Source organism: Pseudomonas sp. RL_5y_Pfl2_69 (assembly GCF_963970465.1).
Lineage (GTDB): Bacteria > Pseudomonadota > Gammaproteobacteria > Pseudomonadales > Pseudomonadaceae > Aquipseudomonas.
In genome coordinates this window covers 94,684-108,426 of record NZ_CAXAOU010000010.1, presented here as the reverse complement: position 1 = coordinate 108,426, position 13,743 = coordinate 94,684, and the positions used below count along the sequence as shown (strand labels likewise).

At 60.1% G+C, this 13,743-nt stretch carries 15 protein-coding genes; 4 read left to right on the top strand and 11 right to left on the bottom strand.

Going from position 1 to position 13,743, the window contains the following annotated elements; all coding sequences use genetic code 11:
• Positions 1–10: 10 nt before the first annotated feature.
• The 5 genes from mrdA to AACY07_RS17460 form a co-directional block, all read right to left on the bottom strand.
• Positions 11–1,906, bottom strand: coding sequence for a penicillin-binding protein 2 (gene mrdA / locus AACY07_RS17480; protein WP_219262636.1), 1,896 nt, complete (start codon positions 1,904–1,906; stop codon positions 11–13).
• A gap of 13 nt (positions 1,907–1,919) precedes the next feature.
• Positions 1,920–2,387, bottom strand: a complete 468-nt coding sequence (rlmH, locus tag AACY07_RS17475; protein WP_003444191.1) for a 23S rRNA (pseudouridine(1915)-N(3))-methyltransferase RlmH — start codon at positions 2,385–2,387, stop codon at positions 1,920–1,922.
• 9 nt (positions 2,388–2,396) lie between these two features.
• Positions 2,397–2,891, bottom strand: coding sequence for a ribosome silencing factor (gene rsfS / locus AACY07_RS17470; protein WP_219262635.1), 495 nt, complete (start codon positions 2,889–2,891; stop codon positions 2,397–2,399).
• Between the two features lie 71 nt (positions 2,892–2,962).
• Positions 2,963–3,685 (bottom strand): nicotinate-nucleotide adenylyltransferase, encoded by a 723-nt coding sequence (nadD, locus tag AACY07_RS17465; RefSeq protein ID WP_257623002.1) that lies wholly within the window; start codon positions 3,683–3,685, stop codon positions 2,963–2,965.
• Positions 3,654–4,925, bottom strand: coding sequence for a glutamate-5-semialdehyde dehydrogenase (locus tag AACY07_RS17460; RefSeq protein ID WP_219262634.1), 1,272 nt, complete (start codon positions 4,923–4,925; stop codon positions 3,654–3,656). Before AACY07_RS17460 ends, nadD begins: the two co-directional genes overlap by 32 nt.
• A gap of 176 nt (positions 4,926–5,101) precedes the next feature.
• On the opposite strand from AACY07_RS17460, the gene AACY07_RS17455 reads away from it, so the two are divergent.
• Positions 5,102–5,770 (top strand): DNA-3-methyladenine glycosylase, encoded by a 669-nt coding sequence (locus AACY07_RS17455; RefSeq protein WP_339476522.1) that lies wholly within the window; start codon positions 5,102–5,104, stop codon positions 5,768–5,770.
• A gap of 125 nt (positions 5,771–5,895) precedes the next feature.
• Positions 5,896–7,212, top strand: coding sequence for a bifunctional DedA family/phosphatase PAP2 family protein (locus AACY07_RS17450; RefSeq protein WP_339476393.1), 1,317 nt, complete (start codon positions 5,896–5,898; stop codon positions 7,210–7,212).
• 31 nt (positions 7,213–7,243) lie between these two features.
• Here AACY07_RS17450 and AACY07_RS17445 read toward each other — a convergent pair whose 3' ends face one another.
• Genes AACY07_RS17445 through AACY07_RS17435 form a run of 3 tightly spaced genes read right to left on the bottom strand, consistent with a single transcriptional unit; the run spans position 7,244 to position 8,923 of the window.
• Complete coding sequence (locus AACY07_RS17445) at positions 7,244–7,837, bottom strand: LON peptidase substrate-binding domain-containing protein (RefSeq protein WP_339476390.1); 594 nt, start codon at positions 7,835–7,837, stop codon at positions 7,244–7,246.
• 10 nt (positions 7,838–7,847) lie between these two features.
• Positions 7,848–8,558 carry an LrgB family protein gene (locus AACY07_RS17440; RefSeq protein WP_445261390.1) on the bottom strand — a complete coding sequence of 237 codons (711 nt, stop codon included), beginning with the start codon at positions 8,556–8,558 and terminating at the stop codon, positions 7,848–7,850.
• 2 nt (positions 8,559–8,560) lie between these two features.
• Positions 8,561–8,923, bottom strand: a complete 363-nt coding sequence (locus AACY07_RS17435) for a CidA/LrgA family protein (RefSeq protein ID WP_339476384.1) — start codon at positions 8,921–8,923, stop codon at positions 8,561–8,563.
• Between the two features lie 166 nt (positions 8,924–9,089).
• Between AACY07_RS17435 and AACY07_RS17430 the strand changes: the two genes are divergently transcribed.
• Together AACY07_RS17430 and AACY07_RS17425 are read left to right on the top strand one after the other, a co-directional pair.
• Positions 9,090–10,772, top strand: a complete 1,683-nt coding sequence (locus AACY07_RS17430) for a C13 family peptidase (RefSeq protein ID WP_339476383.1) — start codon at positions 9,090–9,092, stop codon at positions 10,770–10,772.
• 49 nt (positions 10,773–10,821) lie between these two features.
• Positions 10,822–11,463, top strand: a complete 642-nt coding sequence (locus AACY07_RS17425) for an oxidoreductase (RefSeq protein WP_133077031.1) — start codon at positions 10,822–10,824, stop codon at positions 11,461–11,463.
• Between the two features lie 15 nt (positions 11,464–11,478).
• Here the strand turns inward: AACY07_RS17425 and AACY07_RS17420 are convergent, their stop codons facing one another.
• Genes AACY07_RS17420 through mpl form a run of 3 tightly spaced genes read right to left on the bottom strand, consistent with a single transcriptional unit; the run spans position 11,479 to position 13,734 of the window.
• Entirely contained in the window at positions 11,479–11,766 is a 288-nt protein-coding gene (locus tag AACY07_RS17420; protein ID WP_133077032.1) for a YceK/YidQ family lipoprotein, read from the bottom strand.
• The gene (gene ubiX, locus AACY07_RS17415) at positions 11,759–12,388 is read right to left on the bottom strand and encodes a flavin prenyltransferase UbiX (protein ID WP_133077033.1); all 630 of its coding nucleotides are present in this window, start codon (positions 12,386–12,388) and stop codon (positions 11,759–11,761) included. Before ubiX ends, AACY07_RS17420 begins: the two co-directional genes overlap by 8 nt.
• The gene (gene mpl / locus AACY07_RS17410; RefSeq protein WP_339476381.1) at positions 12,385–13,734 is read right to left on the bottom strand and encodes a UDP-N-acetylmuramate:L-alanyl-gamma-D-glutamyl-meso-diaminopimelate ligase; all 1,350 of its coding nucleotides are present in this window, start codon (positions 13,732–13,734) and stop codon (positions 12,385–12,387) included. Before mpl ends, ubiX begins: the two co-directional genes overlap by 4 nt.
• Positions 13,735–13,743 lie beyond the last annotated feature (9 nt).

The following is a 13,743-nucleotide window of genomic DNA, read 5'->3' as shown; positions in this document are numbered from 1 at the left end:
GCGGTCAAAATTACTGATCATTGGCCGTAACCTCTGCCTTTACGGGACCGCCGTACTCGGGTTTGAGTTTGCCGTCTTCACCCAGCAACCAGGCGTCCATGACCTTGCGCACCACAGGCGAGGCTACGCGGCTGCCGGCTTCGCCGTTTTCAATCATGACCGAGACCGTGATCTGCGGGTTGTTGGCCGGGGCAAAGCCGACGAACAAGGCGTGGTCTCGGTGACGCTCCTGAACCTTGGAACGGTCGTATTTTTCGCCCTGCTTGATCGCCACCACCTGTGCCGTACCGCTTTTGCCTGCAATCAGGTATTGCGCGCCAACGCCCGCAACCCGCGCCGTGCCGCGTGCGCCATGCACCACTTGCTGCATGCCGTGGTTGACCTTGGCCCAGTTGGACGGGTCACGCAGGACGATGTCCGGTACCGGATCCGGGTCCACCGGCGGCACGCCTTCGATGGTCTTGGCCAGGTGCGGACGAATCCACTTGCCTTTACTGGCAATCAGCGCCGTGGCCTGGGCCAGCTGCAGGGGCGTGGACTGCATGTAGCCCTGACCGATCCCCAGAATCAATGTCTCGCCGGGGAACCAGGCCTGACGCCGGGTGGCCCGTTTCCACTCGCGGGACGGCATCAGCCCGGCGGATTCCTCGAACATGTCCAGGGAGACCTTTCGCCCGATACCGAACTGATTCATGTAGGTCGACAGACGATCAATCCCCAGCTTGTGGGCCAGGTCATAAAAATAGGTGTCGTTGGAGCGCATGATCGCGGTGTCCAGATCGACGTAGCCGTCACCGGTGCGATTCCAGTTACGATATTTGTGATCGTAATTGGGCAACTGGTAATAGCCGGGGTCATACACGCGTGAAGTACCACTGATCACGCCACTGTCCAGCCCCGCAATTGCGACGGCGGGTTTGATGGTCGAACCAGGTGGATACAGGCCGCGCAGGATGCGGTTGAACAATGGGCGATCAATCGAATCGCGCAGCTCGGCATAAGCCTTGAAGCTGATGCCGGTCACGAACAGGTTGGGGTCGAAACTCGGCTGGCTGACCATGGCCAGCACTTCCCCCGTCATCGGGTTAAGTGCAACCACCGCGCCACGACGCCCTGCCAGGGCCTCTTCGGCCGCCTCTTGCAGCTTGATATCGAGGCTGAGCACGATGTCTTTGCCGGGGATCGGGTCGGTACGCTTAAGCACCCGCAATACCCGGCCCCGGGCATTGGTTTCGACTTCTTCGTAACCCACCTGACCGTGCAGCTCGGCTTCGTAGAAACGCTCGATGCCGGTTTTGCCGATATGGTGCGTGCCGCTGTAGTTGACCGGATCGAGGGTTTTAAGCTCTTTCTCGTTGATCCGCCCCATGTAACCCACCGAGTGCGCAAAGTGCGCGCCTTGCGGGTAATGGCGCACCAACTGCGCAACCACCTCCACCCCGGGCAGGCGGAACTGGTTTACGGCAATCCGGGCGATCTGCTCTTCGTTAAGCTCAAACAGAATGGGCACCGGCTCAAATGGCCGCCGCCCCTGCTTCATGCGCTTTTCAAACAGGGCGCGATCTTCAGGCGCAAGCTGCAGCACTTCAACAATGACGTCGAGCACTTGCTGCCAGTCGCCGGAGCGCTCGCGGGTCATGCTCAGGCTGAAGCTGGGACGGTTGTCCGCAATAACCACGCCATTACGGTCAAAGATCAAACCCCGTGTAGGCGGGATCGGCTGCACATGCACCCGGTTGTTTTCTGACAAGGTGGAGTGGTACTCGTACTGCACCACCTGCAGATAATAAAGTCGCGCGAGCAATACGCAGATCAAGCCCACCACGACAAATGCGCCGACCACGACGCGTCCGCGCACAAGGCGTGAGTCTTTCTCGTGGTCTTTAAGGCGAATCGGCTGAGACATTCAGGGCGCTGAGCTATTTGTGATACGGGTGCCCGGACAACACTGTCCAGGCGCGATACAACTGCTCACCGATCAGAATCCTTACCAACGGGTGCGGCAACGTCAATGGCGACAGCGACCAGCGCTGGTCAGCGCGGGCGCAGACTTCCGGCGCCAGCCCTTCCGGGCCACCGACCATAAAGTTCACCGTGCGCGAATCCAGGCGCCAGCGGTCGAGTTCAACCGCCAGCTGCTCGGTACTCCACGGTTTGCCGTGCACTTCCAGGGTTACGATCCGCTCACCGGGGCCGACTTTGGCCAGCATGGCCTCGCCTTCCTGACGGATGAATCGAGCCACGTCGGCATTCTTGCCACGGGTATTGAGCGGTATTTCCACCAGTTCAAGGGCCAGCTCGGATGGCAGACGCTTGGCATATTCATGCCAGCCTTCTTCCACCCATTTAGGCATACGTGAACCGACAGCGATCAAACGCAGGCGCACAGCGAACCCTTACTCTTGGTCTTTGTTGAGCTTCAGGAAGTGCTCATGGGTGTTTTCCGGGCTGTGGTGAGCAGCACTGCCAGCACGGCTTTGTTCAGCACCGGCCCACAGACGCTCCAGGTCGTAGAACTGACGGGCACTGGCGGTCATCATGTGAACGATCACGTCGTCCATGTCCAGCAGAACCCAGTCGCTGTCGCCCTTGCCTTCTTCGCCCAAAGGCTTGACGCCCAGAGCCTTGACCGCTTCACGAATCTTGTCGAGCATCGCGCCGATCTGACGGTTCGAAGTACCGGTAGCGATGATCATGAAGTCAGTGATGCTGTGCTTGTCACGAACGTCGATGACCTGAATGTCCTGGGCCTTGACGTCTTCCAGAGCGCTAACCGCTACCTTGACCAGCTCTTCGCCCTTGAGCGGCTCGTTGGTGAAGGTTTTTTCTGGCAGAGGGGCGCTTTTGAACGTGCCTTTGCGCTTTACTTTGCTTACATCTTTGTCAGTCATATAAAACTCGTTTTGCTCGTATGTTCGGGTGTTTCAATACACGTCAATTCGCGCCTTGAAACACGCCCTTTTTAGTTCGACGCACGGTAAAGCCCGTGCGCATCGATGTAGGCCAGGACCGCGTCGGGCACCAGGTAACGTACCGACTTACCGCTGGCCAGCAGTTGACGGATCTGGGTGGCGGATACCGCGAGCGGCGTCTGCCAAACGAATGCAATCTGTCCGCTTGCCCCCTTCAGGGCCAGCGGGTCGCTTACCGAGCGCGCTGCCAGCAGGTTGCGCAAGGCATCCGGCGGTTCGCTGTCGGCATCCGGGCGCTGTAGCACCAGGATATGGCAATGCTGGAGCAACTCTTCCCAGCGATGCCACGTGGGCAGGCCGCAAAAAGCGTCCCAACCCAACAGTAAAAACAACTGGTCGTGCGCGGCCAACTCGGCCCGCATCAGTTCCAGCGTATCGATCGTGTAGGACGGTTTGTCCCGCTGCAGCTCCCGGGCGTCCACTACCAGCGTAGCCACTCCTGCGACAGCACACTCGACCATCGCCAAACGGTCATGAGCCGACACCTGGGGCGTATCGCGATGGGGAGGCCTAGCGTTGGGTGTCAGACGAAGCTCGTCGAGCTCCATCATTTCAGCCACTTCAAGTCCGCCACGCAAATGCCCGATATGCACCGGATCGAAGGTTCCACCCAGCACGCCTATGCGCAGGGGTAACGCTTCGATTTTCGGTGCCGGCCCTGACGCTTTAAGAGCGACCAAGTCAGACCGGCTCCTGACCGCGCAACTGGCCATCACCGACCACAATGTACTTCTCGCAGGTCAGACCTTCGAGACCGACCGGTCCGCGGGCGTGCAGCTTATCAGTAGAAATGCCAATCTCCGCACCCAATCCGTATTCAAATCCATCGGCAAAGCAGGTTGGTGTGTTGAGCATCACGGAACTGGAGTCCACTTCGGCCATAAAACGCCGGGCTTCGCCCTGATGTTCGGTCACGATCGAGTCGGTGTGGTGGGAGCCATAGTGATTGATGTGTTCAATCGCCTGATCAAGCCCGTCGACAACACGAATCGACAAAATCGCGTCCAGGTACTCGGTGTTCCAGTCATCTTCGGTCGCCGCCACCACGTCGATCAGCGCCTGGGTGCGTTCGCAACCGCGCAGTTCGACGCCCTTGGCGCGAAATTGTTCAGCCATTGCCGGCAGAAACTCAGCAGCCACCGCCTGATCCACCAGCAGGGTTTCCATCGCCCCGCAAATGCCATAACGGTAGGTTTTGGCGTTGAACGCAATGCGTCGGGCCTTCTCCAGATCAGCATGGGCACTGACGTACACATGGCAAATCCCGTCCAGATGCTTGATCACCGGCACCCTGGCGTCACGGCTGACACGCTCGATCAGGCCTTTGCCACCCCGTGGCACGATCACGTCAACGTACTCGGGCATGGTGATCAATGCGCCCACTGCGGCGCGGTCCGTCACTTCAACCACTTGCACCACGGCTGGCGGCAGACCGGCCTCGGCCAGCCCTCGCTGAATGCAGACCGCAATGGCACGGTTGGAGTGAATGGCTTCGGAGCCACCGCGCAAGATCGTCGCATTGCCTGACTTCAGGCACAGACTGGCGGCATCAATGGTCACGTTCGGACGCGACTCATAGATGATTCCGACTACACCCAACGGCACGCGCATCTTGCCTACCTGAATACCCGAGGGGCGGTAGCTCATGTCGCGGATCGCGCCAATGGGGTCTGGCAGGCTGGCCACCTGACGCAAGCCGACAATCATGCTGTCGATGCGTGCAGGGGTCAGCGCCAGGCGCTCCAGCATGGCCGGCTCAAGGCCGTTGGCCCGGCCAGCGGCCAGGTCCAGTTCGTTGGCGGCAACAAGTTCCAGGCGAGCGGCATCCAGTGCAGCGGCAGCGCCGTGCAAGGCACGGTTTTTCTGCGCAGTGCTGGCACGGCCAATCACGCGGGAAGCTTCGCGAGCAGCGCGACCCAGGCGGGTCATGTAGTCAAGAACGGACTCAGTCATGGTCTCAAGGGTCTTGGCAGGGAGGAAAGCGGCCGATTATAGCGGTCCAACCGCCTTACGCACAGCGGTGGCAGGCGGATGGTCGAAATGGACTACAAATACACGGCGTTCAGCCCCGATTAAGCATGACTTGCTATTATCTGCCCCTTTTCAGCTATCCACTGACCGCCCTGAAAATGCCCATGATGCTGCCTGATGCCTTTTTCGACCGCGACGCCCAGCTTCTGGCCCGTGAACTGCTGGGCAAAGTCATCCGCCATCGGGTCAACGGCCTGTGGCTCAGTGCACGGATTATCGAAACCGAAGCCTATTACATGGCCGACAAGGGCAGCCACGCTTCGCTGGGGTACACCGAAAAACGCAAGGCGCTGTTTCTGGATGGCGGGCACATCTATATGTATTACGCCCGTGGAGGCGATTCTCTGAACTTTAGCGCCCACGGCCCCGGCAACGCGGTACTGATTAAATCGGCTTTCCCGTGGCTGGATGAACTGTCGGGCCCGGAAAGCCTGGCGCAGATGCAACTCAACAACCCCGATGCCCAAGGCAACCCTCGCCCCGAGCAGAAACTCTGCGCCGGGCAAACCCTGCTGTGCAAAGCACTGGGCCTCAAAGTACCCGTATGGGATGCAAAATGTTTCGACCCCGAACGTTTATGGGTCGATGACGTCAGAGAAAAACCTTCGCGGATCATCCAGACCACTCGCCTGGGCATACCCCACGGACGGGACGAGCATTTGATGTACCGCTTTGTTGACGCTGACTACGCTGGGTATTGCACCCGAAACCCCCTGCGCCGCGGTCAGGTCGAGGGGCAGGATTATTTGATTGTGCAAAACCCGTAACCCCTGTTGCGGGAGCGGGCAAGCCCGGCTCCCACCGGCTCTACACGGGTTCACACACTGACCCGAGCCCGCTTCAAGACTGCTGCTCCCACAAGAAACCAGAAAGCGAATAAGGAAATTGAAACATGGGCCCGTGGCTCGATAGCGTAACCGGCTGGCTGACAGCCAACCCGCAGTGGCTGGGCCTTGCGGTGTTTATTGTGGCGTGCGTGGAGTGCCTGGCGATTGCCGGGATCATCGTTCCCGGCACCGTACTGTTGTTCGCCATTGCCGTGATGGCTGGCAGCGGCGCCCTGTCACTGGGCCAAACGTTGCTGCTGGGATTTCTCGGCGGGCTACTGGGAGACGCGGTGTCTTACGCCTTGGGCAGACGCTTCCACCAGAACATTCGACGCTTGCCACTCTTGCGCACCCACCCTGAGTGGATGAACGGTGCCGAGAGCTATTTCCATCGCTATGGCATTGTCAGCCTGTTGATTGGTCGTTTTATCGGCCCATTGCGCCCCATGTTGCCGATGGTGGCCGGGATGTGCGACATGCCGCTGCCTCGATTCATCGGCGTCAGCCTGCTGGCGGGTGCAGGCTGGGCGGTTGCGTATCTGCTGCCAGGCTGGGCAACCGGCGCAGCCATTCGCCTGCCGCTGCCCGAGGGCTTCTGGCCTCAGGCAGCCATCGTTGCCGTGGGGCTGGTTGCCCTGCTGGGTCTGAGCATCAATGCCAGCATCCGCCGCCAACCCAGGGCCACACTCCTGATCGGTGCATTAAGCCTGACCCTGCTGCTGGCCGTTTTCATTGGCTACCCGCACATGACCGCTTTCGACCAGGGCATCACTGCGCTGGTACAAGAGCACCGCAGCAGCGCCATGGACACCGCGGCGGTATTGGTGACGCAAATCGGCAACTTCCGCACGCAGTTTTTAGCGGCGGCGCTGGTGTGCGTCATTCTGCTGTTTGCAAGGCAGTGGCGGGCGATGTGGTTCTTTGGCGGGGTCACGCTGTTTACGGCCTTGGCCAATACGGCGACCAAACACTTTTTCGCCCGGGTGCGCCCCGAAGTACTGGTCGACCCGTTGACCAGCTACAGCATGCCCAGCGGCCACAGTTCGGGAGCATTTGCGTTTTTTGTAGCCCTGGCGATTCTGGCCGGACGCAATCAGCCGCAGCGCATGCGCGTCACCTGGGTACTACTGGGGTGCTTGCTGGCAATTACCGTGGCGATGTCGCGGGTGTACCTGGGGGCTCACTGGCCAACCGATATCACCGCAGGCGCCCTGCTCGCCATCACCGTCAACGCACTTGCCCTGGCGTTGAGTCAGCGATTCATGCCGCTTGAGCCCGTGCCTCAGAAAATCTGGTGGCTGATCTTGCCATCGGTGACTGCGCTCTACGGCTTTTTCATGCTGGCCCATCTGTCCAAAGAGCTGCTGCGCTACGCCTATTGAACCGAGCACGGCATGACGCCCGCGAGGTGCTCTATAAATTGAACGCCTCGCCCTGGATCTCATCGAGCAACACTTGAATCCCGTCCAGACGCTGCTGCGGGTCATCGACCTGCAGCAGTTCGATCTTGTCCGCTTCGGCAAAAGGCAACAGGTACGCCAGTTGATTGGCCAATGACTGCTGCCCGGCCACTTCGGTATTCATGTTCAAGGCGGCGACCATCGGATGCTCGGCCAGCGCCTTGAGCAAGGCCAGCAGATCCTGATCCTCGTCCTGAAGCGGTTGCTCGGGGATCTCGCTCAGCCACTCAACCTGTGCCACCAGCAACTGGTCGCGCTGCAACTCAGTGCTCAGCACCTCAAAGCGACGCCCGCCTTCGACCCGAATCCCCAGCAGCCCATTGTCCTGCTGCTGAAAGTCGCGGATCAGCGCTTCGCAGCCGATCCCGGCGATGTCCTGGGGCGCATCACCGACTTCTCGCCCCTCAAGGATGCACACCACGCCAAAGCCTGTGCCCTGCTTCATGCAGCGGGCAATCATGTCCAGGTAGCGCGCTTCAAAAATCTGCAAATCCAGTACACACCCCGGAAATAGCACCGTCTTCAAAGGAAACAGCGGCAACGTCATACACTCACCCTTACACCACGAGGGTCACGGCCAACGGCAAGAAGACTGCCGTGGCAACGCCCATCAGACTCATCGCCAACGCCGCAAAAGCGCCGCATTCTTCACTCTCCTGCAACGCCACCGAGGTGCCGACGGCATGCGCCGTCATGCCCAGCGCCATGCCACGGGCCTCCGGGCTATGAACCCCCAAAAGCTGTAGCAGGGCCGGCCCGCAAATTGCGCCTATCACCCCTGTAATCAATACAAACACTGCTGCCAGCGCGGCGACACCGCCAATCTGTTCAGCCACCAGCATGGCAATCGGCGAGGTGACCGATTTGGGCGCAAGGGTCATCAGCATCATGTGTTCGGCCCCGAACCACCAGGCCAGCCCCACCACCAGCCCGGTGGCGAACACACCACCAATCATCAGCGTAGTAAAAATGGGCCAGAACAATTGACGAATTCGCCGCAGGTTCAAGTACAACGGCACCGCCAGCGCCACCGTCGCAGGCCCCAGCAAGATACTCAGGATGTCCGTGCTTTTGCGGTACTCGGCATAGCTCAAGCCGCAACTGAGCAATACACCGATCACCAGCAGCATCGACGCCAGTACGGGCTGCAGGAAGAGCCAGCGGGTTTTTTCGTAGGCGGCAAGTACCAACTGATAGGCACCCAAGGTGATGCCAATGCCAAACAGTGGATGGTGGATAACTGACTCCCAGGCGCCTTGCCATTGAATACTCATGGCCGCTCCTCAGGGTGGCTGTGACGCTTGAGCAGGCGCTGCATCAGCACCCCCACAAACCCCATCGAGATCAACAGCGACAGCACCAGCGCACCGACGATGGCCCAAAAGTCAGCGGCAATATCGGCGGCATACACCATGACGCCCACCGCGGGTGGCACCAGCAACAAGGGTAGATAACGCAACAGACTGCTGGCCGCCTGGCTCAATGGCTCGCCGACCTGACCCCGCACCATCAAAAAGCCCAGCAACAGCACAAGCCCAATAATGGGACCGGGCAACACAGGGACGAACAAGTGATTGAGCGCAGTGCCCAGCAATTGAAACAGCACCAGCCAAGTCAAGCCGCGTAACAACATCTCACCTCTCCAGCGATTTTTTTTGTGCCGCATTATAAGCACGTCCCGCCGACCAACGGCCCTGGCTTGCACCCTGGCATGCAATAACTGTGGATGTTTCATCCGGGCCTATAGACAGTCCCCATTGCTACGGCATACTCGGTGGCTTAATTATCCGGATCCCGTTATGCGCCCATTTGCCCCCCTTGCTTTGACCCTGCTGCTGACGGCCTGCGGTGACGGTGAATCACTGTTACCGCCAGACGCACGCCTGCCCGATGGCGGGCGTTATCGTGGCGAAGTGGTCAACGGGTTGTTGCAAGGCCAGGGCCGCATCGACTACCCGAACGGCAGTTGGTACGCAGGGGATTTCAAAAATGGCCTGTGGCAAGGCCAAGGCGAATGGCACGCCAGCAATGGCGATGTGTATCGCGGAGGCTTTGAACAAGGGCTGTTTAGCGGCCAGGGCAGCCTGACCGCTCACGACAGCACCTATGTAGGCGGGTTCAAGCAGGGCCGGCGCGAAGGTGAAGGCACTCGCAAAGAGCCAGGCTTGAGCTATCGCGGCGAGTTCAAGGATGACCAGTTCTCTGGCAACGGCCAGCTCGAACTGGAAGACGGCAGCCAGTACAAAGGCCAGTTTGCCCACGGCAAGCCCCACGGCGAAGGGATGCGCAGCGATGCCAGCGCCAATGAATTTACCGGTCAGTTCGTCAATGGCGAGCTGGAAGGCAACGGCGTGTTCAACAGCGCAGACGGCGACCAGTACGAAGGCGCGTTCAAGCACAACCAGCTGAACGGCAAAGGCCGCTATGAAAATGCCGACGGTGATGTCTGGGTCGGGGAATTCAAGGACGGTGCACTGACCGGCAAGGGCGAACTGATCGGCATCGATGGCAGCCATTACCGCGGCATGTTCAACGAATGGCGCTTCAACGGACCTGGCCATTTGAGCCTGCCCGACGCCAGCACCTATGTGGGTGAGTTTGCCGCAGACACCTATCAGGGCCAGGGCACCCTGACCCTGGCCGATGGCACGGTGCAAAGCGGTTTCTGGCTTAACGGCCAGCGGGTACGCGATGCCAATGGCAAGGTCTTGCCCGATCCGCTGGAGCTGGGGCTACTCAATCAGGGCACGCTGCTCAACGAGGCACTGGCAGGCATTGCACCCTCAACACCGGCCATTGAGCTGTACAGCCTGGTGCTGGCAGGCGACGGCAAACAGAGCGTGTTCAAGCGCGAAGCCGATTACGTCAACGACATGCTCGCCAGCCGCTTTGGAAGCCGTGGCCAGATCACGCTGGTGAACCACCGCGATCACCTGCTCGATCGCCCCATGGCTACCCGCGAGAACCTGCACCGCGCAGCCCTTACCCTGGCCGAGCGGACCGGACCGGAAGACCTGATCTTTATTTACCTGACCAGCCACGGCACCCAGGAACACGAACTGGTACTGGATCAGCCCCGTCTGGAGCTGGCAGACCTGCCCGCCGACGACCTCGCGGCGGCACTGGCCCCACTGAAAAACCGCGACAAGATCATCGTGATTTCATCCTGCTATTCAGGCGGTTTTATCCCCGCACTCAAGGATGAAAAGACCCTGATCATGACCGCCTCCAAGGCTGATCGCGTGTCCTTCGGTTGCTCGGAAGAAGCCGACTTCACTTACTTCGGCAATGCCTTGTTTGCCCAGGCGCTGAACCATACAGACGATTTGCAAAAAGCCTTCAAACTGGCCAAAGGCTATGTCGCCGAGCGCGAGGTGGCTGATGGCTACGAACCTTCTGAACCGCAGATCTGGGCGCCAAAAGGCGTTCTGAACCACTGGCAACGCTTGCGTCAGCAACAAGCAAAACAGGCTTTGCAGTAAGCAAATAACCCTGGAATGGCTACGCTGGTTGTATCAAGGGAGAAACACTATGCACTTGACGCCTTCACATATTCTGCTCGCAGGAGCCACCGGCCTTACGGGTGAGCTGTTGCTCGACCGCCTGCTTAATGAACCGACCATCACCCGAGTGCTTGCCCCTTCGCGCAAGCCTCTGGCAGCGCATCCGCACCTGGAAAACCCGGTAGGGGATCCAGCCGTATTCCTGCCCCAGCTGAGTGGGCGGGTCGATGTGGCCTTCTGCTGCCTGGGCACCACCATCAAACAGGCTGGCTCGGAAGCGGCATTCCGCGCAGTCGACCATGACATGGTGGTGGCTTTCGCCAAACGGGCACGGGAAATGGGCGCCCGGCACCTGATTGTGATCAGTGCCATTGGCGCCGATCCCAAATCTTCGGTGTTCTATAACCGGGTCAAAGGCGAGATGGAGCAATCGCTGCGCGCCCAGAACTGGCCGCAACTGACCATCGCACGCCCTTCGCTGTTACTTGGCGACCGCGTTGAACCGCGACTGGCCGAGCAGATCGCGGGGCCATTATCCAAACTGATTCCGGGCAAGTACCACGGCATCGAAGCGTGCCAACTGGCCCGGGCCCTTTGGCGCCTGGCGCTGGAAGAGCAGGACGGCATACGGGTGATTGAGTCCGATGAACTGCGCAAGCTGGGCAAATAGCCCGCAACCCGTTCGCTACAAACCGCCACTGGCCTGAAACCCGACACCCAGCACGGTCAGCACTGACAACGGCAACACCACCGTGTCGAGCAACGCACTGGCGGGCAGGTCCAGCCCGGGATATCGCGGAGCATCGGCGCCAAAGCGATCCTTGGCGCAACACCCTCCCTGCAACGCATACAGGTCAAGCCGGGTGCCCGAATAGACAATCGGAGCACCCGGCTTGGCTGCGTTAAGCGTACGTACGCTGGCGCAACCACACACCAGAGCCGCCACCAGCAAGGCCAGCAGCGCCTTATTCATCGCCGCCCACATGGTGTTCACCCCAACGCGGGAGCATGTCCTGGGGGATATTGAGCAGGTTGAGAATGCGCGCCACCACAAAATCCACCAGATCATCGATAGTCTGTGGCTGATGATAAAAGCCGGGGGACGCTGGCATGATCACCGCGCCCATATTGGACAGCTTGAGCATGTTCTCCAGATGGATGCTGGAGTACGGCGCTTCACGGGGCACCAGAATCAACTGGCGGCGCTCCTTGAGGGTCACGTCGGCCGCCCGCTCCACCAAGTTATTGCAGGCGCCAGTGGCAATCGCCGACAGCGTGCCGGTCGAACAGGGCACCACCACCATCGCTGCCGGAGCACCCGACCCCGAAGCCACCGGCGACATCCAGTCTTCCTTGCCGTACACCCGAATCTGGCCGGCAGCAGCCCCGGTGTATTCAGTCAGGAACGCCTGCATCGCCTGCGGTTTGGCCGGCAGGCTGACGTCGGTTTCAGTGGCCATCACCAACTGCGCCGCCTTTGAGATCAGGAAGTGCACTTCGCGATCCTCTCGCACCAGGCAATCGAGCAAGCGCAAGGCGTACTGCATGCCCGATGCGCCGGTGACGGCCAGGGTTATACGCTCCGGGCCGCTCATTGCAGCGCGTCCGCCAGCTTGCCATGCAGGCCGCCGAAGCCACCGTTGCTCATGATCACCACATGGGCGCCCGGCTTAACCTGAGCCTTGACCTCGGCAATGATGGCTTCCAGCGAATCGCACACCTTGGTCGGTACAGGACTCGACGCAACCGTCGCCGCCAGATCCCATCCCAGATTGGCCGGTGCGTACCAGACCACGTGATCGGCCTGCACCACACTTTGCGGCAGACCATCACGGTGGGCACCAAGCTTCATGGAATTGGAGCGCGGCTCAATCACGGCAATCAGCGGTGCGTCACCAATGCGCTTGCGCAGGCCGTCGAGGGTGGTCGCAATCGCGGTCGGGTGGTGGGCAAAGTCGTCGTAGATGGTAATGCCGTTAACTTCTGCGACTTTTTCCATACGGCGTTTCACGCTTTTGAAGGCGCTCAAGCCATCAATTGCCAGGCTCGGTACAACACCCACATGGCGTGCAGCAGCCAAGGTCGCCAAGGCATTGGCCACGTTGTGCTGGCCGGTCATGTCCCAGTCGACGGTGCCCTGCAGGACGCCGTCAAACATCACCTCAAAACGCGAACCATCGTCACTGAGCAGGCGAGCTTGCCATTGGCCGCCCTCGCCCGTGGTTTGCACCGGCGTCCAGCAACCCATCTCGATCACACGCTGCAAGGCAGGCTCTGTGGTCGGATGGATCACCAGCCCTTCGCTCGGAATGGTGCGCACCAAATGATGGAATTGACGCTCAATGGCCGGCAAGTCCGGGAAGATGTCGGCATGATCGAACTCAAGATTGTTGAGGATCGCCGTGCGCGGGCGGTAGTGAACGAATTTCGAACGCTTGTCGAAAAACGCGCTGTCATATTCGTCGGCTTCCACCACAAAGAACGGGGTGTCACCCAAACGGGCCGACACGGCGAAGTTTTGCGGCACGCCACCAATCAGGAACCCCGGCGCCATGCCCGCGTGTTCCAGGACCCAGGCCAGCATGCTGCTGGTGGTGGTTTTGCCGTGGGTGCCGGCCACGGCCAACACCCAGCGACCCTGCAGCACATGGTCGGCCAGCCATTGCGGGCCCGAGACATAGGGCAGGCCCTTGTTCAGCACGTACTCCACTGCCGGGTTGCCCCGCGACAGCGCGTTGCCGATCACCACCACATCCGGAGCCGGATCGAGCTGAGACGGGTCATAGCCCTGAGTCAATTCGATACCTTGAGCCTGCAGCTGGGTGCTCATTGGCGGATAGACGTTAGCGTCAGAGCCGGTAACGTGATGGCCCAGTTCTTTGGCCAGAACCGCCAGCGAACCCATGAAAGTGCCGCAAATACCAAGAATATGAATGTGCATAGTCGACCT

What these genes read in the sequence shown, in the direction of transcription:
- rsfS (WP_219262635.1), bottom strand. Translation starts at nt 2,891, where the DNA reads ATGACTGACAAAGATGTAAGCAAAGTAAAGCGCAAAGGCACGTTCAAA.
- AACY07_RS17450 (WP_339476393.1), top strand. Translation starts at nt 5,896, where the DNA reads ATGGGCCCGTGGCTCGATAGCGTAACCGGCTGGCTGACAGCCAACCCG.
- AACY07_RS17425 (WP_133077031.1), top strand. Translation starts at nt 10,822, where the DNA reads ATGCACTTGACGCCTTCACATATTCTGCTCGCAGGAGCCACCGGCCTT.
- ubiX (WP_133077033.1), bottom strand. Translation starts at nt 12,388, where the DNA reads ATGAGCGGCCCGGAGCGTATAACCCTGGCCGTCACCGGCGCATCGGGC.
- AACY07_RS17430 (WP_339476383.1), top strand. Translation starts at nt 9,090, where the DNA reads ATGCGCCCATTTGCCCCCCTTGCTTTGACCCTGCTGCTGACGGCCTGC.
- AACY07_RS17435 (WP_339476384.1), bottom strand. Translation starts at nt 8,923, where the DNA reads ATGTTGTTACGCGGCTTGACTTGGCTGGTGCTGTTTCAATTGCTGGGC.
- AACY07_RS17445 (WP_339476390.1), bottom strand. Translation starts at nt 7,837, where the DNA reads ATGACGTTGCCGCTGTTTCCTTTGAAGACGGTGCTATTTCCGGGGTGT.
- AACY07_RS17455 (WP_339476522.1), top strand. Translation starts at nt 5,102, where the DNA reads ATGCCCATGATGCTGCCTGATGCCTTTTTCGACCGCGACGCCCAGCTT.
- mrdA (WP_219262636.1), bottom strand. Translation starts at nt 1,906, where the DNA reads ATGTCTCAGCCGATTCGCCTTAAAGACCACGAGAAAGACTCACGCCTT.
- nadD (WP_257623002.1), bottom strand. Translation starts at nt 3,685, where the DNA reads ATGGCCAGTTGCGCGGTCAGGAGCCGGTCTGACTTGGTCGCTCTTAAA.
- AACY07_RS17460 (WP_219262634.1), bottom strand. Translation starts at nt 4,925, where the DNA reads ATGACTGAGTCCGTTCTTGACTACATGACCCGCCTGGGTCGCGCTGCT.
- mpl (WP_339476381.1), bottom strand. Translation starts at nt 13,734, where the DNA reads ATGCACATTCATATTCTTGGTATTTGCGGCACTTTCATGGGTTCGCTG.
- AACY07_RS17420 (WP_133077032.1), bottom strand. Translation starts at nt 11,766, where the DNA reads ATGAATAAGGCGCTGCTGGCCTTGCTGGTGGCGGCTCTGGTGTGTGGT.